The sequence below is a fragment of the Nocardia brasiliensis genome (genome assembly GCF_011801125.1).
GTDB lineage: Bacteria > Actinomycetota > Actinomycetes > Mycobacteriales > Mycobacteriaceae > Nocardia > Nocardia brasiliensis_C.
In genome coordinates, this window is the sequence record NZ_CP046171.1 from 6,379,776 (window position 1) to 6,399,331 (window position 19,556).

Below are 19,556 nucleotides of genomic sequence, written 5' to 3' on the forward strand. Positions count from 1 at the left end.
CGCCCGGCTACGTCGATTCGGCCAGGAACTTGTCCAGATAGGTCCATGTGGTGCCGCGCGCATCGGGACCGGTCAGGATGCCGAGGTGGCTGCCCGGCGCGGTCTCGTACCGGACCGAGGCAGCACCGGTCAGGGTGCGCACGCCCGCCTCGACCGCCGCCGCGGCGGTGATCACGTCGCTCGGGCCGCCGACCAGCAGCACCCGCGCGCTCACCTGCGCCAGTTCGACGCGCCGCGCCCCGAGCCGCACGACGCCGCGGCCGATGTCGTTGTTCAAGATCAGCCGGCCCCACAGCTGTCCGTAGAAGCGGCCGGGGTAGCCCGGCATCTCGGCCATGAAGCGATCGATGGTCTCCATCCGCGCCAGGGTCTCGGTGCGCGCGATATTGCTCGCGACGAACCACGGGCGGGTCAGCTCGCGATCCCACGCGGTGACCTTGTAGGCCAGCCTGGTCAGCGGTGCAGGCACGCCACCGGCCGCGCGCACCAGCGTCGACGTGCCGATCCCGCCGGTGATCCTGGCGACCGCGCGCAGCTGCGGGATGCCCGCCATCTTGTCGTAGTCCAGCGGCGAACCGACCGCGGTGATCGACCGGATCGGCAGCTCGGGGTGCGCTGCGGCGGTGAGCAGTGCCAGGGTGCCGCCGAGCGACCAGCCGACCAGGTCGACCGGCGCCCCGCCGCGATCGGCCGAGGTGCGCAGCACCGCCTCGGGCAGGATGTCGTCGATCCAGTCCTCGAAACCCATCCGCCGGTCGGCGAAGGTGATCTCGCCGTAGTCGATCACGTAGGGCGCGCGCCCGGTCTCGAGCAGGAATCCGGCCAGGCTCTGGTCGGGTCGCAGATCGAAGCAGCTGGCGGGCGCGGCCAGCGGCGGGACCAGCAGGACCGCGGAATCCGCTGCGGCGACATCGCTTTCGGCCGCACCGTGGCGGTGCTCGAACCGGCTCAGCCTGCGATGCGGTTCGTCCCACAGCACCGTCGACGGGGTGGGATCGGGCGCCTCGACGCCCGAACCGAAGGTCAGTGCCCACGCGTTGCGCGCGGCGGTGGTGACGGCGTCCGCGATATTCACCCCGAGAATGTCTCACATCTCGGTACCGCCGGTAACAGGCATCTCCGGTTTGTGGCGAACCCCTCGGTCAGGCGCGGCCCATGGCGACCGGCGTGACCGGCGGCAGCACCGTCTCCCGCACCCGTTTCACCAGTGGCGCGAGCGAGGCGGTCAGCTCCGCGACCGCGTCGGCGGGCAGCGCGGCCAGCGCGCCGTTCCACGCCGCCTTGTCGGTAGCCGCCTCCACCCGGGTGAGCAGTTCGCCGCCGCTACCGGACAACGCGGGATTGCTCGACTCCCCCTTGACCAGGCCCCTGGCCCGCAGATCGTCGAAGGTGTCCGCCCAGTCGCGCTCGCTGAGCCCGCGCGCGGGCCGCATCACCGCCGCCGGCGCCTTGCCCGCCGCCACCTGCATGATCAGCGCCTCCCGTCCGGTCAGGCCGTGCGTGACCAGCGCGGCGATATGTCCGTCCCCGCGGTGCTCACGCAGCGAACTGGCCAACTGCCACAGCGCGCCGACCGGGTCCGCGGGCAGCGGCAGCTCCGCGTTCGCCGCGAACAGCGGCCTGCCGGTCGGATCGGCGTCACGCTGCACCGGCGCGAGCAGCGCCACCGCGCGGGCGCACTCCGCCTCGCCCGCCCCGAGGCCCCTGAGCAGGGTGGCCGAGAAATCGAGTCGCACGTCCAGACACTGCCGCGGGCTGGCGCGCGTCCAGGCGTCGGGCACCGCTTTGCGCACCATATCCGGATGAAAACCGGCAAAGGTCGCCGTCACTGTGGCGGCGGTCACCGCGCCGAGCGGGGCGGCCCGAAATGCGAAGTAAGTTTGCCAGTAACCGCGCAGCCCGATCGCGATGCCCGCCTCCTTGACACCGGCCCCGAAATAGACCACATCGTGGAGCGGTTCGAGCGTCGTCCAGATTTGCCGCGCAGGATGAATTGCCATGTCGCGCAGCGTACGTCGATGAACAGCACGGGGAAACCGTTGTTCGGAATCCGAATATGCGACGGTGGCAATTCGAGCCGCGCACAATATCACGCTACAATCGCAGCGGACAACGAAATGTTTCGCTCGATGGAGTTGCCAGATCTGTGCGTCGACCGCCACCGCGGTACTCCGCAGATCGCCCGGCACCGAGTTGTCGAGCAGCGCTTTCGTCGTCCAGGAAAATGTGCGCGCACCAGATCCGCATCGCCAGTGCGCCGCGCCGATGTCTCGCGAGGTAGCTGCCACAAGCCGCGGCACCCGAGGACATCCGGAGCGTGGCCGGGCGAGTATCACAGGCGGAGACGTGGTCGTCGCGGGCCGACCGGTCCGCCCCACCTCGTGCGCGCGTGACGCGATTACGAGGAAGGCACGAACCTGAGCAAGATCACCGTAGAACCAGAACCCGGAGTGGCCGACACCCTGTTGACCGCCGAACTGGACGAAACCCACACCGCCCCGACTTTCGCCGAATTGGGGGTGCGCGCGGAAATCGTGCGCGCGCTCGACGAGATCGGTATCGAACGTACTTTCGCCATTCAGGAACTCACCCTGCCGCTGGCACTCGCCGGTGAGGACCTGATCGGCCAGGCGCGCACCGGCATGGGCAAGACCTTCGGCTTCGGCGTGCCGCTGCTGCATCGCATCGCCACCGCCGACACCGGCACCACCCCGCTCGACGGCACGCCGCGGGCGCTGGTCATCGTGCCGACCCGCGAGCTGTGCATCCAGGTCACCAACGACCTGGAGAACGCGAGCAAGTACCTGACCAACCACCAGGGACCGCTGAAGGTGGCCTCCATCTACGGTGGCCGCCCCTACGAGTCACAGATCGCCGCGCTGCGCACCGGCGTCGACGTCGTGGTCGGCACGCCGGGCCGGCTGCTGGATCTGGCGAACCAGAATCATCTGATCCTGGGCAAGATCGGCGTGCTGGTGCTCGACGAGGCCGACGAGATGCTCGACCTCGGCTTCCTGCCCGACATCGAGCGCATCCTGACCATGGTCCCGGACAAGCGCCAGACCATGCTGTTCTCGGCCACCATGCCGGGCCCGATCATCACCCTGGCGCGTACGTTCCTGACCCGCCCGACCCACATCAGGGCCGAGGAACCGCACGATTCGGCCGTGCACGATCGCACCGCGCAGTTCGTCTACCGCGCGCACGCGCTGGACAAGAGCGAGCTGATCGCCAAGGTGCTGCAGGCCGAGGGCCGCGGCGCCACCATGATCTTCACCAGGACCAAGCGCACCGCGCAGAAGGTCGCCGACGATCTAGCCGAGCGCGGCTTCTCGGTCGGCGCCGTGCACGGCGACCTCGGCCAGATCGCGCGCGAGAAAGCACTCACCAAATTCCGCAAGGGCGCCATCGACGTGCTCGTCGCGACCGATGTCGCCGCCCGTGGCATCGACATCGACGACGTCACGCACGTGATCAACTACCAATGCCCCGAGGACGAGAAGACCTACGTGCACCGGATCGGGCGCACCGGCCGGGCCGGGCGCACCGGTGTCGCGGTCACCCTGATCGACTGGGACGAACTGGCCCGCTGGGCGAGCATCGACAAGGCGCTCGGCCTCGGCATCCCGGAGCCGGTCGAGACGTACTCCCGCTCGCCGCACCTGTTCAGCGATCTCGGCATCCCCGAGGGTGTCTCGGGCACCGTGCGCAAGGCCAAGCCCGAACGCGACGAGGACGCGGTCGTGGTGGAGCGCCCGGCGCGCACCCCGCGCAAGCGCAACCGCAAGCGCACCGTGCGCGGCCAGCCGATCGACGGCGCGGAGACCGGTGGCGACACTCCGGTCGACGAGCACAGCGCCGACGACGCGGCTCCCGACGACTCCGCTCCCGACGCGGCGGACAGCGGCGACAAGCCCGCCCGGCGCAGGCGCAGGCGGCGCAAGCCCGCGGGTGAGACCGACGCCGCGGCCGCGGATACCGCGACCGGCTCGGACACCGCCGAAACCGCCGACGCCGAGTCGGGCGAGCAGCCCGCCCGGCGCAGGCGCCGCCGCCGCAAGCCCGCCGCGGACGGCACCGGCGGTTCGACCGAAAGTGCAGGCAGCGCGGCCGAACCCGCCACGGCTTCGGTCTGATCGACTGGATCGGCTACTCTCGCAATCGTGCTCGCACCCGAGCGGCGAACGCGCGCCGACGTAATCTCCGCTGTCGCGATCGCCGCGCTCGTGGTGGTCGCGGCGGTCGTGGTGTGGGCACGCGGCGATGCGCGCGGCACCGAATCGGTGACCGCGACGACGCCCGTGCCGACACCGGCCGCGACCGACCAGCTCCCCACCTCGCTGCGCGAGCTGTGGCACGCGCCGAACGCGGCGAGCGAACGGGCGCTGGTCTCCGGCGGCGTCGTCGTCACCGGCGACGAGGGCACGGTCACCGGTCACGATCCGCGCACCGGCGACGACCTCTGGTACTACCGCAGGGACATGCCGCTGTGCGGGATCGAGGGTCAGTTCACCACCGTGGTCGCGGTCTACCGGGACCAGCGCGGGTGCAGCCAGGCCACGCTGCTGGCCGGCGACAACGGCGCGCGGCGCACCGCGCGCACCAGCTACATGGATCCGTCGGTGCGCCTGTCCGTCGACGGCACCTATGTGCTGGCCCAGGGGCCCAAGCGGCTGGAGATGTGGCGCTCGGATCTGGTGCGCACCCTCGAGTACGGGTACGTCGACGCACCGGTGAACGTGAAAACCCAACCGCGCAAAGGCTGCACGCTGCTCTCGTCGGGCTCCAGCCCGTCGCGGCTCGCGGTGCTGGAGCGCTGCCCCGAGGACGGTGCCGTGCGGCTCACCGTGCTGAACCCGGCGCCGAAGGACAACACCGTCCCCGAAGAACACGGCTCGCACGTATTGTCCGGTCCCGGAAGCGATTCCGATGCCGCCAAGGTGCTCGCGGTGTCGGACAACCGAATCGTGCTCTATCTGCCGGGCACCAAGGGCGCCGCGGGCGCGCAGGCCGTGGCGCCGCGCCTGGCCGTCTATGACGCGACCGGTAATCCGATTGTGGTGCACCAGCTTTCGGCTCCACTCAGCGATAACTCGACGACCACCCGAATCGGTTCGGCCTACCTGGTTTTCACCGGTAACAGCGTGATCGCGTTGAACGGCACCACCTTCGATCCGCTGTGGACCGCGGCGGGCGCGCTCGGCAGCCCGGCCATGATGGCGGGCAGGCTGCTGCTGCCGACGGCGGGCGCGATGGCCTTCCTCGATCCCACCTCCGGCGCCGAGGTCGGCCGGGTACCACTGGCCCGCTCCGACTACAGCGGCGCACCCATCTCCCTCGCGGTCCTCGGCTCGACCATCCTGGAACAGCGCGGCACCGAGGTCTACGCCCTCGGCTGAGCCGCACCCCCGCCGATCGGCGACGCCCGAGGTGTCGGTGGGGTGGGCCACACTGTCTGTATGACGAACAGCGACGACGCGGCGGCCGAGCAGCGCGAGATCACCTCCTTCGATGATCCGGACGCGCCATGGAACCAGGAGTTCTCCGAAGCGGAGATGGCGAACTGGAACGAGGGCGTGATCGAGGAGTTCCGTGCCGGTGCGGGCAAGGTCGGCGGCGCCTACGCCGGAGCCGAACTCCTGCTGCTGACCACTACGGGCGCCAAGAGCGGCAAGCAGCACGTGGTCCCGCTCGGACTGCTGCGCCGCGGCGAGACCCTCTATCTGAGCTCGTTCATCGAGGACAAGTACCCGGCCTGGTATCACAACGTGAAGGCCGATCCGCGGGTCACCGTCGAACTCGGCGGCGCGACCTACCGCGGCACGGCGAAGGCACTCGCCGGTGCGGAGTACGACGAGTTCGCGGCCTGGGCACTGGCGGCGAACCCGCTGCTCGCGGAATACCAGGCCAAGATCGAGCGACCGCTCCCGCTCGTGGTGCTGACGCTGGATCAGCAGGACTGACCGCCCCGCCGCCTGCGATACCGGCCGGGGAATGCGGTGGTGCGGGCGTGAACCATGATGGGGTCATGTCCGTACTCGACGATGCCCGCCTGGTGCTGCTCCGACACGGCGAGACCGCCTGGTCCACCGGGCACCGCCATACCGGCAAGACCGACGTGCCGCTCACCGAGCACGGCGAGGCGCAGGCCAGGGCGGCCGGTCCGCTGCTGGCCGCGCTGGGGCTGCGTGACCCGCTGGTGCTGGCCAGCCCGCGCAGGCGCGCGCTGCGCACCGCCGAGCTGGCCGGGCTCACGATCACCGCGGTCGACGACGACCTGGCGGAGTGGGACTACGGCGACTACGAGGGCTTGACCACCCCCGAGATCCGCGAGAGCGCGCCAGGCTGGACCATCTGGACCGGCACGGTGCCGGGCGGCGAGTCCGCCGACGCGGTGCGCGCGCGGGCCGATCGGGTGCTCGCCTCGGTGGAACCCCAACTGCCCGAACGCGATATCGTGCTCGTCGGGCACGGACACTTCTCCAGGGCGCTGATCGCCCGCTGGGCCGAATTCGAGCTCACGGAGGGCCGCCGGTTCGCCATGTCGACCGGCGCGCTGACCGTGCTCGGCTATGAGCACCGAGTGCGTACCGTGCACGCGCACAATCTCGTTCCCACCAGCAACGGAGCAACACTGTGACTGTAGAACTGCGCCGCGCCGTCCCCGCCGACGTGCCGGGACTGGTCCGCCTCATCGAGGATCTGGCCGAGTACGAGAAGGCGCGCGAGGAGTGCACGATCACCGAAACTCAGCTCGACACCGCCCTTTTCGGGCCGGAGCCGAAGGTGTTCGGGCATGTGGTGAGCGAGGACGGCGAGCTGGTCGGCTGCGCGATCTGGTTCCTCAACTTCTCCACCTGGGACGGCGTGCACGGGATCTACCTGGAGGACCTGTACGTCAAGCCGCAGACCCGAGGCAAAGGCTACGGCAAGGCGCTGCTCACCGCGCTGGCGCAGGAGGCGGTCGAGCACGGCTACAGCCGCCTGTCCTGGTCGGTGCTGACCTGGAACACCCCGTCCATCGATTTCTACGAATCCCTCGGCGCGGCAGCGCAAGACGAGTGGGTCGGCTATCGACTCTCCGGTGCGGCGCTCGACCGGCTGGCCAAGGACGGGCAGTAAGCACACCGACGATGACATGGCTCGCACATCTCGACGAGACCGCATGGCCGACGACGCCGGAGCAGGCCATCGCGATCCAGGACGACCTGCGCACGAAGGTCGAAACATCCGGCCCGGCAGGCGAATTCCGCCGGGTCGCCGGACTCGACTGCGCCTATGCCGAGACCGGCGCGGTGGCGGCCGCGGTGGTGGTGCTGGACGCGACCACGCTAGAGACCGTGGAAACCGCTGTCGCGCACGGTGTCTCACATTTTCCGTACTACCCCGGACTGCTCGCCTTCCGCGAACTGCCCACCACCATGCGGGCTTTGGCGCAGCTCACCACGCCGCCCGACCTGTTGGTCTGTGACGCACAGGGTTTGGCGCATCCGCGCCGCCTCGGCTTCGCCTGTCACATCGGCGTGCTCACCGGGGTGCCCGCCGTCGGCGTCGCGAAGTCGGTCTGGGGCGATTACGCCGAACCCGGCCCCGAGCGCGGCGCGCGCACCGACGTCACCATCGACGGCGAGGTCGTCGGCAGCGCGCTGCGCACCAGGGCGGGCGTGAAGCCCGTCTTCGTCTCGATCGGCCATCGCATCGATCTCGACACCGCGTGCGCGCAGGTGCTCGCCCTCGCCCCGGCCTATCGCCTGCCGGAGACCACACGGCGCGCCGACTCGCTGTGCCGCGCGGCGTTAGGCCGTGTCTCATAGGTCGCACCGGAGGCGCCGGATGGGACTTATGAGACAGGACCTGGCGGACGCGGTGACCAGCCAGGACTGCGGGACGTTACTCCGGTTCGACGCCGTAGTCCTCGGCCATCCACCGGGTCGAGGCCGGGGCGAACAGCAGGATCAGGCTGCCCAGCGCCACGACACCGAGCACCGCGCCGAGCAGCGGCTGATGCGAGTCGGTGAGCAGCGACCAGGTGACCGGGAGCAGCAGTAGTTGCGCGATGACCGCGATCGCACGGCCCCAACGCTTTCCGAGCAGCAGGCCGATACCAGCGGCGAGCACGGCGCCGCCGAGAATGCCGAACCAGGCGGCGGTGCCGTACCCGCTGGTCGCCGTCTGGTCGGCGCCGAGCAGCCCGCGCACGATCAACACCAGCGCCACGATCACCGCGACGCCGCCCTCCAGTGTCACCAGTGCGCCCGCCCCACGCACCGTCCTCGGCACGCCAGCGGAACCGTCACCTCTACCGATTTCAGCCACCCGCCAAGCCTAGGCCGTGCGCCGAAGTCCGGCCGGATGCCGCCGCGGTTCAGCTCGCCGCCCGGCAAGGCGGAGCAGGAGCCGATGCCGCTGCCGGGCGCCCGCCTCGCGGCCGGTCCGGTTCAGCGGCTTTTCGGACCGGTTCGGCGGCCAATTAAGCTGCGTGGCGTGCGGACCCTGCTGATCGTGAATCCGAATGCCACCTCGACGACGCCGGCGACGCGGGACCTGCTGGCGCACGCGCTGGAGAGCCGCACCCAGCTGACCGTCGCGCACACCCAGCATCGCGGCCACGCCGCCGAACTGGCCCAGTGGGCCGCGACCAACGAGATGGACCTGATCGTCGTGCACGGCGGCGACGGGACGGTCAACGAGACCATCAACGGCTTCCTACCGCTGCCCGAGCTCAACGACGGCCAGGCCTGGCTGCCCCGCCTCGGCGTGATCCCCGGCGGCTCGGCGAACGTGTTCGCGCGGGCGCTCGGCATCTCCCCCGACCCGGTGACCGCCACCAACCAGCTCATCGATCTGCTCACCCTGGACAAAGATCGGCGCATCGGCTTGGGCCTGGCCGACGACCGCTGGTTCACTTTCAGCGCGGGCGTCGGACTGGACGCCAATGTGTGCGAGGCCATCGACGAAAGTCGCGCGGACGGAAAAACCGCGACGCCCGCCCGATATCTTCGAACAACTGTGCGACAGTTTTTCCGGGCCCGGCGAAAGGAACCGTCCGTCCGGATCGAAATCCCGGGCCACGAACCCGTCGACGAGGTGCATTACGCCTTCGTAACGAACACCACCCCGTGGACCTACCTGAACACCACTCCGGTGCACACCAACCCGGGCACCAGGTTCGAAACAGGTCTCGGCGTGTTTGCCGTGCGTTCGATGGCAGTACTGCCTACACTGCTGCTTGCCAGACAGCTTTTGGCCGTCGATGGAAACCCCAAGTCCCGCAATTTGTTTCGTGAGGACAACGTTCCGTCCGTGCGTATCGAGACAAAGGAACCCATCGGTCTGCAAATCGATGGCGACTTTATCGGCAAGCGCAACGTGGTGGATTTCACGGCGGTGCCCGCCGTCCTGGACGTCGTGGCGCCGCGACCAGCCTGATGCAGAAAACGCACGAAAAACATCGTGGTTGCGCTGCGAAAACCGGGTAGAGCGAGTACAAAGGACCGGGCAGGTTCCCCCAGCGGGAGCCGTTGAGCGTGAGCTTCCCCACGGTGCACCAGATACCTATTGACATCTACGGTGTTCGTGAAAGCATTCACAAGCAACCGTGCGGAAACATTCGAGTCGCACAAGTGAACGATCCACAAACCGTCGGCGCCCTTTGCGGCGCCCAGCAAAGGAGCAGAGGAATGGACTGGCGCCACAAGGCCATCTGTCGCGACGAGGACCCCGAACTGTTTTTCCCGGTGGGTAACAGCGGTCCTGCGCTCGCGCAGATTGCCGATGCCAAGCTGGTCTGCGCTCGCTGCCCCGTTACCGCTGACTGCCTGTCCTGGGCCCTGAAGTCCGGACAGGATGCCGGCGTGTGGGGCGGTATGAGCGAGGACGAGCGTCGGGCGCTGAAGCGTCGCAATGCGCGCACACGCACACGCACCGTCGTCTGAGCAGACGTTCGGTTTTACCGGACCCGTCAGCCCGGTCCGGTAAGCGCATTTCAGCCCGGCACCCCAGAGGTGCCGGGCTATCTTGTGCCCCAAGGCATCCGACGAAGTAGCACCTAACGGCCCGAACGTCGCCCGAGCGGCACCCGCAGCACGGCGTCGGTCCCGATGTCCGCACCGGGATGCAGACCGATCGAACCGCCGAGCTCGGCGGTGACCAACGTCCGCACGATCTGCAGGCCGAGCCGATCGGAGGACTCCAGGCTGAATCCGGCGGGCAGACCGCGTCCGTCATCGCTGATGATCACATCGAGCCAGCGCGCCGACCGCTCGGAACGGATTGTCACCGAACCGTTCTCGCCCGAATCGAAGGCGTGCTCGATCGCGTTCTGCACCAGCTCGGTCAACACCATCACCAGCGGCGTGGCCCGCTCCGCGGAGAAGACACCCAGCGAGCCCGCCCGGCGCACCTTGATCCGCGCGGTGTGCACCGTCGCCACATCGGCCATGATCGGCAGCAGCCGGTCCACCACCTCGTCCAGGTCGACCTCTTCGTCCACCGACATCGACAGCATCTCGTGCACCGAGGCGATCGAGGTGACCCGGCGCACCGACTCGGTCAGCGCGACCTGCGCCTCCTCGTTCTCGGTCCGGCGCGCCTGCAGACGCAACAGCGCCGCGACGGTCTGCAGGTTGTTCTTCACCCGGTGGTGGATCTCCCGGATGGTGGCGTCCTTGCTGAGCAGCGCGCGGTCGCGGCGCTTGACCTCGGTGACATCACGCACCAGCACCGCGGCCCCGGCCAGCTCCCCGTGCGGGCGCAACACCAGGGTGCGCAGCAGCACGGTCGCGCCACGCGCCTCCACCTCCATCCGGCGCCCGGTGCGCCCGGCGAGCGCGGCCTGGATGTCCCCGACCACCTCCTGCGCATCGAACGGGTCGGTGATCAGCGAACGAGTCAGCACCGCCAGATCCTGGCCTGCCAGATCGGCCTGCAATCCCATCCGGTGATAGGCCGACAGCGCGTTCGGGCTGGCGTAGACGACGATGCCCGCGGTATCGAGCCGGATGAAACCGTCGCCGGCGCGCGGACTCGAATGCGTGGCCGCGCGGTCCTCGGTGGTCGGGAAGGTGCCGTCGGCGATCATCTGGCACAGGTCGTCCGCGCAAGCGACATAGGCGATTTCGAGCGTGCTGCGCACCCGGGAACGCTGCACGTCGGTATCCCGGCTCAGCACCGCGATCACATCGTCGCCGCAGCGCACCGGGATCGCCTCACGCACCGCGTGCACCGGGGTGGGGTGATAGACCCCGGAGGTCTCCACGTCGTGATCGGCCCGCACGATCTTGCCCGACATCAACGCGTCGAACACCTGCGGATGATCGGCCTGCAACGCCAACGTGCCAACCAGATCCTCCTGGTGCACGGTCGGCGCGGTCGTCGGACGGCACTGCGCGACACACACGATGTCGGCGCCCTCCGCGATCGGACCCGCCCCGACCCACAACAGCAGATCGGCGAACGAGAGATCGGCGAGCAGCTGCCAATCACCCACCACCCGCTGCAAATGATCCACGGCGACGCCGGGTAGATCGGTGTGTTCGGCTAGAAGTTCACTCAGAGTCGCCATCGGGTTCTACCGCCGCAGTCGCTCAGGAGATCACAGCGATCAGATGGCCCGCCTTGATGGCGTCGCCCTCTTCGACGCCGATCGAGGTCACCGTCCCACCGACCTCGGCCAGCACCGGGATCTCCATCTTCATCGACTCCAAGATGACCAAGGTGTCCCCCTCGCGCACGACATCCCCGACCTTGGCCACGACCTGATAGACCACCGACACCAGCTCCGCGAGCACTTCCTCAGCCATGACACCCCATTCACTCGGTTGGTCGGACAGCTCGCTCGCCGGAACGAACCGCCCTGCCGCGCGGCCTGCATCCGCTGGAACTACAGCCAACCACACATGAAACAATGGCCTTCAATCAGAAGGGAGACTACTTATGGGTAAGCGCGGACGTAAGAAGCGTAGTCGCAAGGGCAACGCGGCCAACCACGGCAAGCGACCCAACTCTTGAGTTACTCGTGCGGCCCGCCTCATCGGAGGCGGGCCGCACGTAACGATTATTCGGGGGGCGACTCAGGAGTCGGAGGTCTCGGCTCGCTGGGTCTCGACCGCGGTGACGGTGACCGAGCGTCGGATCTCGATGGTCAGCCGGTCCCGTAGACCTTCGGGGGCGCGGTCGCCGCCGCACTTGCGGCTCAGCAGGCCCTTGATCTTCTCCTCGATGCCGTAGGCCTCGATGCAGGGCGAGCAATGGTCCATGTGGTGCTGCAACCGAGCACGGGTCTCCTCGTTGCATTCCCCGTCGAGCATCAGCCAGATATCGGTGAGCACGGCGGTGCAGTCGAGATCCATGTCGGGGTCACGCTCAGTCACTGCTTAACCTCCTGGCGTTCCCCCGAACGATTGAATCCACGTTCGCGCGCCACGTCGGCGAGCAAACCCTTGAGCTGCTTGCGGCCGCGGTGCAGCCGGGACATCACGGTACCGATGGGGGTGCCCATGATGTCGGCGATTTCCTTGTACGGGAAGCCTTCGACGTCGGCGTAGTACACGGCCATCCGGAATTCCTCCGGCAGCTCCTGCAACGCGGCCTTGATGTCGTCGTCGGGCAGCGCGTCCAACGCCTCGACCTCGGCCGAGCGCAGACCCTGTGAGGTGTGCTCGGCGGTGGCCGCCAGCTGCCAGTCGGTGATCTCGTCGGTCGGGTACTGCGCGGGCTGGCGCTGCTTCTTGCGGTAGGAGTTGATGTAGGTGTTGGTCAGGATCCGATACAGCCAGGCACGCAGGTTGGTGCCCTCCTTGAAGGACTTGAACCCCTGGAACGCCTTGACGTAGGTCTCCTGCACCAGGTCCTCGGCGTCGGCCGGGTTCCTGGTCATCCGCAGCGCGGCACCGTAGAGCTGGTCGAGCAGCGGGAGCGCGTCACGCTCGAACCGCTGGGCCAGCTCGGTATCGTCGACCGCGGCGGCACCGACACCGTCGGTCACCACGTCATCGTCGCTCGTCACACCTGTCCCTTCGATCGCCGTACCTGCCAAATCTACCGGCAACGGCATCGCGACCGGGAATCCGGCATCCATCGGCGAGGTCCTCGTCCGCACCGGACGTTCGTCGAGCAGCAAGGGCACCGACATCTCCTTCACGTCGTTCACGGGCCGATTCATAGGCGGCCGGCGGGCCTTTCGACCTGGCCGAGCACTGTGTATCCGCTTGCAACATGCGCGGGCGGTCCGGTGTTCCCGCCGCGGGCGCGCACGCCGGAAAATCGCTGCCGTCGCGAGTGCGCGCGCCGTTAAGGTGTGCGCCATGGCAGGAGGCTCTACACCGGCGGTGCGCGCGCTGACCAAGGCACGGGTGGATCATCGCGTGCACGCCTACACCCACGACCCACGGTCGGACTCCTACGGGACCGAGGCGGTGGACGCGCTCGCCGCGAGCCTGGGACTGGACGCGGCGCAGATCTTCAAGACGCTGGTCATCGAACTGTCCACGGGAACGCTCGCGGTCGCGGTGCTCCCGGTGCCGAACACGTTGTCGCTCAAGGCCGCCGCGGCCGCGCTCGGCGCGCCCAAGGCGAGCATGGCGGACAAGGTGAAGGCCGAGCGGAGCACCGGCTACGTGCTCGGCGGGATCTCCCCGCTCGGGCAGCGCAAGCCGTTGCCGACGGTGATCGATGACTCCGCGCTGTCCTGGGACCGCGTCCTGTGCAGCGCGGGACGCCGCGGCCTGGAGATCGAACTGGCCCCCGCCGAGCTGATCCGGCTGGCCGCCGCGGTGACCGCCACGATACGGACGGTGTAAAGCCGGGAATTCGCGACAACCTGTGCGTCAATGGACGAGCCAGATTCGTCCGACTCGAGGATGTGATGCGAAATGCCCGCGCAACCGCGTGTGCGCTCCATGATCGTCGCCCTGCTCGGAACCTTCGCCCTCGCCTGCGCCGTGGTGGCGCCGGGCAGCGCCGTGGCTCAGGCCGCCCCGCCCACGGTGATCCAGATCGACGGCGCCACCGAGAGCCCGGACAAGAAGGCCGACAAGGCCGAGAAACTCGGCGGCGGCCTGGTCAACAAGGTGATCGACCTGACCACCGGCGCCATCAAATGCGGGTTGAACATCGCGCTCCCGTCGGTGAAGTGCTCGCTCTGACCGAGCCCTTCGGGTGAGCGGGCACGCGGCCGAGCGGATCAGAGCAAGCTGATCTGCTCGGCCGCTTCCTTTTCCGACACCTGCGCGAGCAACTCGGGTCCGTTGTTCTTCACGCTGTTCACCAGCGCGGGGACCGGCCGCGCCACGATGCCCGCTACGGCCGCCTCGCTTGGCGTCTCCAGCAGGCTCGCGGGCGCGGGGTGGTCCGGGTCCAACCAGGCGTCCCAGTGCTCCCGCGGCATCGGCAGCGGCATCCGATCGTGGATGCGGGTCAGGTCGCCGACCGCGTCGGTGGTCAGGATGGTGCACGAGAGCAGCGGCTCGCTCTCGGGCAGCGACCGGTCGCGCCACACCGACCACAGCCCGGCCATGTACAGCCGGGAGCCGTCGGCCTGCGCCATGAAGAACGGCTGCTTGGCCACCCTGCCTTTCGCGCCGGCGTCGGGTTCGACCACCCATTCGTACCAACCGTCCATCGGCACCAGGCAGCGCCGATACTTCACGGCGTCACGGAACGAATTGGTGGTCGCGGCCTTGTCGGCGCGCGCGTTGAACAGCGGCTTGCCCTTCACCGGCACGCCGGGCTCTGCGGCCTTGGTCCACACCGGGATCAGGCCCCAGCGCATCCGGCGCAGGCGCAGTTTGGGCTCGTCGTCCCGGTGACCGTGTTCGTGGCGTTCCACCACGGTGAGGATCTGGGTGGTCGGGGCGACGTTGTAATTGGTGTAGTTGCCCGCGCCCGCGCCGTCGGTCTCATCGATCGCGTCCAGCTCGACCGCGAGCCTGCCAGGGTCGGTGGTGGTCGCATATCGTCCGCACATATTCCGATACTCCCACCCCACACCGACAACCTCATGGACAATTGGTCCATAGCTGGTGACCTGTTGAGAGTTTTGACCTAACATTCTCTCAGCGGATGGGGGTTGATCGTGCCCTTCCGCTGACGCATGCGCACCGACCGGCCACCGCCTGGAGCACCACGGGCCGCCGTCGCCCGAGCATCCACCGGCAAGAGGAGAAGACTCACCGTGACATCCACCGACATCAAACCGGCCGACCACGACACGGCACTCACGTCGGTCGATCCCGCCACGGGCGAGGTCATCGGCACCTATCCGATCGCCGACGAGGCGGCGGTGCACGCGGCCGTCGCGAAGGCCCGCAAGGCCGCCGCCACCTGGGGCGCGCTGAGCTTCGACGAGCGGCGCACCCACCTGCTGCGCTGGTCGAGCCGGCTGGTCGCGGACTCCGACGAATTCTGCGCGCTGATCCACGCCGAGAACGGCAAGCCGCTCGACGACGCGTTCCTGGAACTGATGCTCGCGCTCGAGCACATCGCCTGGGCCGCCAAGAACGCGAAGAAACTGCTGTCGCCGAAGAAGGTCTCGCCCGGCGCGTTCATGTCGAACTTCGCTGCCCGGGTCGAACAGCGCCCGCTCGGCGTCGTCGGCGTCATCGGGCCGTGGAACTACCCGGTCTACACGCCGAACGGATCGATCGGCTACGCGCTGGCGGCGGGCAACACCGTGGTGTTCAAGCCGAGCGAATACTCCACCGGCATCGGCAATTTCCTCGCCGAGGCGTTCGCCAAGGCCAACCCGGAACTGCCCGAGGGCGTGTTCATCACGATCAACGGCTACGGCGCGACCGGCGCGGCGCTGGTCAAGTCCGATATCGACAAGATCGCGTTCACCGGCTCCACCGCGACCGGCAAGCGGATCATGGCGGCCGCCGCCGAGAACCTGACGCCGGTGCTGCTGGAGTGCGGCGGCAAGGACGCGGTGATCGTCGCGGCGGACGCCGACGTGCAGGCCGCCGCCGACGCGGTCGCCTGGGGCGCCACCGCCAACAGCGGCCAGACCTGCGCGGGTGTGGAGCGGGTGTATGTGGACCGCTCGGTCCGCGAGGAGTTCATCGCCGAGGTCAAGAAGATCCTGGAGAAGATCGGCCCCGGCGCGGGCGCGGGCGCCGCCTACGGCCCGATGACCATGCCGAGCCAGATCGATATCGTGCGCAAGCACATCGCCGACGCGCTGAACAACGGTGGCACCGCCGTGCTCGGCGGCCCGGAATCGGTGAAGGCGCCGTTCATCGAGCCGGTCGTGCTGGTCGACGTGGACGAGCAGTCGCAGGCCGTGCAGGAGGAGACCTTCGGGCCGACAGTCACCATCCGCACCGTCGACGGCGTGGACGAGGCGGTCGAGCTGGCGAACAACAACCGCTACGGGTTGTCCTCGGCGGTCTACTCCAAGAAGCACGGGCTGGAGATCGCGCGCCGGCTGCGCGTCGGGGCCACCTCGGTGAACTCGGTACTCGCCTTCGCGGCCATCCCCGGCCTGCCGTTCGGCGGCGTCGGCGACTCCGGCATCGGCCGCATCCACGGCGAGCCCGGCCTGCGCGAGTTCTCCCGGCCGCACTCGATCGCGGTGCAGCGCTTCGCGATTCCCGGTATGGCGCTGCTCAGCTACTCGCGGACCCAGTCCACCATGAAGCTGCTGCGCAAGTTGGTGCCGTTCCTGCACGGCAGGCACAAGTAGGCAGCACCGCCCGCGTGTGCACCGGGGCGAGCTGAGAAGATGGAACACGTGAGTTTCTGGCCAGCGCCCCATGTCGATGTCCCTGTGCACGCGACCGTGACCCTGCCCGGATCGAAATCGATCACGAACCGGGCCTTGATCCTGGCCGCCCTCGCGGACGGGCCATCGACCCTGTCGGGGGCGCTGCGCAGCCGCGATACCAACCTGATGATCGCCGCGCTCACCGCGCTGGGCGCGGTCATCGAGGGTGACGGTGACACGCTCACCGTCACCCCGGCCGCGCTGCGCGGGGGCACCGTGGACTGCGGCCTCGCGGGCACCGTGATGCGGTTCCTGCCGCCGGTGGCCGCGCTGGCCACCGGCGAGGTCGCCTTCGACGGCGACGCGCAGGCCCGGGTCCGCCCGCTCAGCACCATCCTGGGCGCGCTGCGCGCCCTCGGCGCCGAGATCGACGGCGACGCGCTGCCGTTCACGGTGCACGGCAAGGGCGGGCTGCGCGGCGGCACGGTCACCATCGACGCGTCCGGGTCCTCGCAGTTCGTCTCGGGCCTGCTGCTGTCGGCGGCCCGGTTCGACGAGGGGCTGACCGTCCACCACGACGGCAAGGCGCTGCCCTCGATGCCGCACATCGAGATGACCGTAGAGATGCTGCGCCGCGCGGACGTGCGGGTGCAAACGCCCGCGGACAGCCGCAAAGCCCAGACCTGGGTCGTCACGCCCGGCCCGATCCGCGCGGTCGAATGGGATGTCGAACCCGATCTGTCCAATGCCACACCGTTTCTCGCGGCTGCCGCGGTCACCGGTGGCGAGGTGCGCATCCCGCACTGGCCGCGGCTGACCACCCAGCCCGGCGACGTGATCCGCGAGATCCTGGTCCGGATGGGCGCCGAGGCGCGGATCTTCGACGGCGTGCTCACCGTGCACGGCCCGGATCGATTGGCGGGCATCGACATCGACCTGCACGACGTCGGCGAGCTCACGCCCACCGTCGCCGCGCTGGCCGCGCTGGCCGACTCCCCCTCCGTGCTGCGCGGCATCGCGCACCTGCGCGGCCACGAAACCGACCGGCTCGCCGCGCTTTCCACCGAGATCAACCGGCTCGGCGGCAAAGTCACCGAGACCGAGGACGGGCTGGAGATCGTGCCCGCCGCGCTGCACGGCGGCCGCTGGCACTCCTACGCCGATCACCGAATGGCAACGGCCGGAGCGATTCTCGGCCTGCGCGTGCCCGGCGTCGAGATCGAGGACATCGGCACCACCGCCAAGACGCTGCCGAACTTCGTCGCGCTGTGGCAGCAGATGCTCGACTCCACGTCGGCCGATCAGGAGGCGGCACACTGAGAAAGCGCGAGTACGACGAATCCGACGTCCGGGTGCGCCCGGGCAAGAGTTCGCGTCCGCGCACGAAAACCCGTCCGCAGCACAGTGATGCGCAAGCCGCCATGGTGGTGTCGGTGGACCGGGGCCGCTGGGGTTGCGTGCTCGGCGACGATCCGGGCAAGCAGATCGTCGCCATGCGCGCCAGGGAACTGGGTCGCACCCCCATCGTGGTCGGCGACCAGGTCGACGTGGTCGGCGACCTGTCCGGCAAACCGGACACGCTGGCCCGGATCGTGCGGGTCACCGAGCGTCGAACGGTGTTGCGGCGCACCGCCGATGACACCGATCCGTTCGAGCGCATCGTGGTCGGCAACGCCGAGCAGCTGTTCATCGTCGTCGCCTTGGCCGACCCGCCGCCGCGCACCGGATTCGTCGAGCGCTGCATGGTCGCCGCGTACGCGGGCGGGCTGCGACCGGTGCTGTGCCTGACCAAGCACGATCTGGACGCCGAATCCGAATTCGCGTCCGCCTTCGCCGATCTCGAACTCACCATCGTCTACGGCGGAATCGAGGACCCGCTCGAACCGGTGCTCGAGCTACTGCACGATCGGCTCACCGCGTTCATCGGCCACTCCGGTGTCGGCAAGTCGACCCTGGTGAATCGTCTTGTGCCGGACGCGTATCGGGCCGTCGGCGCGGTGTCCGGCGTCGGCAAGGGCAAGCACACCTCCACCCAGTCGGTCGCGCTGCCGCTGCCCGCGGGCGGCTGGGTGATCGACACCCCGGGCGTGCGCTCCTTCGGCCTGGCCCACATCACCCCCGACGACGTGGTCGCCGCCTTCAGCGACCTCGCCGCCGCCATCGAGGACTGCCCCCGCGGCTGCACCCACCTCGGCCCGCCCGCCGATCCCGAATGCGCCCTCGATCAGCTGCCCGGCAAACAACGCCGGGTCGCGGCCATCCGCGTCCTGCTCACCGCGTTGAACACCAACGAAAACTATTAGCAGAACGCGCTACTCAGTCGAGACCGCGATAGATCTCGCCCCGATGGCCCGTGTGGATCACCCAGGAGCGTTGATCAGTGGGGAACTTCCCCAATGATCAACTGGTCAGCTCGGGAGTGTGGGCTAGGGGTGCTCCTGACCGTCGGGCTGGCCGGGGGCGAAGGGCCATTCCTCGAACCAGGTGCAGCGGCCCTGCTCGTCGAAGCGCAAAATCCACAGGTCACGCCAGCGTGCGGGTTGTTCGGGGTAATCCACCTCGGCCCGGACCACCGCGGTGCTGCCGTCCACCGCGACGACCTCGGGGTCGATCGAGAACGACTCGTCCGGGCCGTCGCGACCCGATTCCCAGAATTTCGCGAGCGCGGGTAGTCCGGTGAGCGGCTCCGCCCATGGCGAAACCAGATAGCCGATCTCGGGGGCGAAGAGGTCGCCGAGCGTGTCGGTGCCCGGCGCCCGCCAAGCCCGTTCGTATGCGCCGACCCATGCCTCAACTGTGCTCCGGTCCACGCGAGCAAAAACTACGCCTGATCCTCGCGCGCCGTGCCGATTCC

At 68.9% G+C, this 19,556-nt stretch carries 23 protein-coding genes; 14 read left to right on the plus strand and 9 right to left on the minus strand.

The annotated features are described in order from the left end of the window. Window positions 1-7 precede the first annotated feature (7 nt). Together F5X71_RS28950 and F5X71_RS28955 are read right to left on the minus strand one after the other, a co-directional pair. Window positions 8-1,075: an alpha/beta fold hydrolase gene (locus tag F5X71_RS28950; RefSeq protein WP_167464852.1), complete on the minus strand. Its 1,068-nt coding sequence runs from the start codon at window positions 1,073-1,075 to the stop codon at window positions 8-10. A 67-nt stretch (window positions 1,076-1,142) separates the two neighbouring features. Continuing rightward, window positions 1,143-2,000, minus strand: a complete 858-nt coding sequence (locus F5X71_RS28955; protein WP_167464853.1) for an SCO6745 family protein — start codon at window positions 1,998-2,000, stop codon at window positions 1,143-1,145. A 450-nt stretch (window positions 2,001-2,450) separates the two neighbouring features. Here F5X71_RS28955 and F5X71_RS28960 point away from each other — a divergent pair, with 450 nt between their 5' ends. The 6 genes from F5X71_RS28960 (at window position 2,451) to F5X71_RS28985 (ending at window position 7,814) form a co-directional block, all read left to right on the plus strand. Further along, window positions 2,451-4,136, plus strand: a complete 1,686-nt coding sequence (locus F5X71_RS28960) for a DEAD/DEAH box helicase (protein WP_238815532.1) — start codon at window positions 2,451-2,453, stop codon at window positions 4,134-4,136. 27 nt (window positions 4,137-4,163) lie between these two features. Further along, window positions 4,164-5,399, plus strand: a complete 1,236-nt coding sequence (locus F5X71_RS28965; RefSeq protein WP_167464854.1) for an Rv3212 family protein — start codon at window positions 4,164-4,166, stop codon at window positions 5,397-5,399. Between the two features lie 60 nt (window positions 5,400-5,459). Then, window positions 5,460-5,963 carry a nitroreductase/quinone reductase family protein gene (locus F5X71_RS28970; protein WP_167464855.1) on the plus strand — a complete coding sequence of 168 codons (504 nt, stop codon included), beginning with the start codon at window positions 5,460-5,462 and terminating at the stop codon, window positions 5,961-5,963. A 65-nt stretch (window positions 5,964-6,028) separates the two neighbouring features. After that, on the plus strand, window positions 6,029-6,640 hold the full coding sequence (locus tag F5X71_RS28975; protein WP_167464856.1) for an acid phosphatase: 612 nt from the start codon (window positions 6,029-6,031) through the stop codon (window positions 6,638-6,640). Further along, window positions 6,637-7,122 (plus strand): GNAT family N-acetyltransferase, encoded by a 486-nt coding sequence (locus F5X71_RS28980; protein WP_167464857.1) that lies wholly within the window; start codon window positions 6,637-6,639, stop codon window positions 7,120-7,122. Before F5X71_RS28975 ends, F5X71_RS28980 begins: the two co-directional genes overlap by 4 nt. Window positions 7,123-7,133: 11 nt before the next feature. Continuing rightward, window positions 7,134-7,814 carry an endonuclease V gene (locus F5X71_RS28985; protein WP_167464858.1) on the plus strand — a complete coding sequence of 227 codons (681 nt, stop codon included), beginning with the start codon at window positions 7,134-7,136 and terminating at the stop codon, window positions 7,812-7,814. Between the two features lie 76 nt (window positions 7,815-7,890). Here F5X71_RS28985 and F5X71_RS28990 read toward each other — a convergent pair whose 3' ends face one another. Then, window positions 7,891-8,307 (minus strand): hypothetical protein, encoded by a 417-nt coding sequence (locus F5X71_RS28990; protein WP_167466826.1) that lies wholly within the window; start codon window positions 8,305-8,307, stop codon window positions 7,891-7,893. Window positions 8,308-8,484: 177 nt separating this feature from the next. Here F5X71_RS28990 and F5X71_RS28995 point away from each other — a divergent pair, with 177 nt between their 5' ends. Continuing rightward, a complete protein-coding gene (locus F5X71_RS28995) occupies window positions 8,485-9,429 on the plus strand; it encodes a diacylglycerol/lipid kinase family protein (protein ID WP_167464859.1) in 945 nt (314 codons plus the stop codon). A 251-nt stretch (window positions 9,430-9,680) separates the two neighbouring features. Continuing rightward, window positions 9,681-9,935, plus strand: coding sequence for a WhiB family transcriptional regulator (locus tag F5X71_RS29000; protein ID WP_011211115.1), 255 nt, complete (start codon window positions 9,681-9,683; stop codon window positions 9,933-9,935). A gap of 113 nt (window positions 9,936-10,048) precedes the next feature. On the opposite strand, the gene F5X71_RS29005 is transcribed toward F5X71_RS29000, so the two are convergent. After that, entirely contained in the window at window positions 10,049-11,563 is a 1,515-nt protein-coding gene (locus F5X71_RS29005) for a sensor histidine kinase (RefSeq protein WP_014987786.1), read from the minus strand. A 22-nt stretch (window positions 11,564-11,585) separates the two neighbouring features. Beyond that, the gene (locus F5X71_RS29010; RefSeq protein WP_167464860.1) at window positions 11,586-11,801 is read right to left on the minus strand and encodes a biotin/lipoyl-binding carrier protein; all 216 of its coding nucleotides are present in this window, start codon (window positions 11,799-11,801) and stop codon (window positions 11,586-11,588) included. A 133-nt stretch (window positions 11,802-11,934) separates the two neighbouring features. Here F5X71_RS29010 and F5X71_RS37855 point away from each other — a divergent pair, with 133 nt between their 5' ends. Next, a complete protein-coding gene (locus F5X71_RS37855) occupies window positions 11,935-12,009 on the plus strand; it encodes a 50S ribosomal protein bL37 (RefSeq protein ID WP_110293457.1) in 75 nt (24 codons plus the stop codon). A gap of 62 nt (window positions 12,010-12,071) precedes the next feature. Here the strand turns inward: F5X71_RS37855 and rsrA are convergent, their stop codons facing one another. Both rsrA and F5X71_RS29020 read right to left on the minus strand, forming a co-directional pair. Continuing rightward, a complete protein-coding gene (gene rsrA / locus F5X71_RS29015; RefSeq protein ID WP_167464861.1) occupies window positions 12,072-12,371 on the minus strand; it encodes a mycothiol system anti-sigma-R factor in 300 nt (99 codons plus the stop codon). Further along, window positions 12,368-13,054, minus strand: coding sequence for a sigma-70 family RNA polymerase sigma factor (locus F5X71_RS29020; protein WP_238816051.1), 687 nt, complete (start codon window positions 13,052-13,054; stop codon window positions 12,368-12,370). The genes rsrA and F5X71_RS29020 overlap by 4 nt, the downstream gene beginning before the upstream one ends. Window positions 13,055-13,304: 250 nt before the next feature. Here F5X71_RS29020 and ybaK point away from each other — a divergent pair, with 250 nt between their 5' ends. Both ybaK and F5X71_RS29030 read left to right on the plus strand, forming a co-directional pair. Further along, window positions 13,305-13,799, plus strand: coding sequence for a Cys-tRNA(Pro) deacylase (gene ybaK / locus F5X71_RS29025; RefSeq protein WP_167464862.1), 495 nt, complete (start codon window positions 13,305-13,307; stop codon window positions 13,797-13,799). Between the two features lie 72 nt (window positions 13,800-13,871). After that, the gene (locus tag F5X71_RS29030; protein ID WP_167464863.1) at window positions 13,872-14,144 is read left to right on the plus strand and encodes a hypothetical protein; all 273 of its coding nucleotides are present in this window, start codon (window positions 13,872-13,874) and stop codon (window positions 14,142-14,144) included. A 38-nt stretch (window positions 14,145-14,182) separates the two neighbouring features. Here F5X71_RS29030 and F5X71_RS29035 read toward each other — a convergent pair whose 3' ends face one another. Continuing rightward, window positions 14,183-14,965: an SOS response-associated peptidase gene (locus F5X71_RS29035; RefSeq protein WP_167464864.1), complete on the minus strand. Its 783-nt coding sequence runs from the start codon at window positions 14,963-14,965 to the stop codon at window positions 14,183-14,185. A 207-nt stretch (window positions 14,966-15,172) separates the two neighbouring features. Between F5X71_RS29035 and F5X71_RS29040 the strand changes: the two genes are divergently transcribed. Genes F5X71_RS29040 through rsgA form a run of 3 tightly spaced genes read left to right on the plus strand, consistent with a single transcriptional unit; the run spans window position 15,173 to window position 19,005 of the window. Beyond that, complete coding sequence (locus F5X71_RS29040) at window positions 15,173-16,681, plus strand: aldehyde dehydrogenase family protein (RefSeq protein ID WP_174817155.1); 1,509 nt, start codon at window positions 15,173-15,175, stop codon at window positions 16,679-16,681. Window positions 16,682-16,720: 39 nt separating this feature from the next. Then, complete coding sequence (gene aroA, locus F5X71_RS37255; protein WP_167464865.1) at window positions 16,721-18,022, plus strand: 3-phosphoshikimate 1-carboxyvinyltransferase; 1,302 nt, start codon at window positions 16,721-16,723, stop codon at window positions 18,020-18,022. Further along, a complete protein-coding gene (rsgA, locus tag F5X71_RS37260) occupies window positions 18,019-19,005 on the plus strand; it encodes a ribosome small subunit-dependent GTPase A (protein ID WP_167466828.1) in 987 nt (328 codons plus the stop codon). Before aroA ends, rsgA begins: the two co-directional genes overlap by 4 nt. Window positions 19,006-19,128: 123 nt before the next feature. Here rsgA and F5X71_RS29055 read toward each other — a convergent pair whose 3' ends face one another. Next, window positions 19,129-19,512, minus strand: coding sequence for a nuclear transport factor 2 family protein (locus F5X71_RS29055; RefSeq protein WP_167464866.1), 384 nt, complete (start codon window positions 19,510-19,512; stop codon window positions 19,129-19,131). Between the last annotated feature and the right edge of the window lie 44 nt (window positions 19,513-19,556).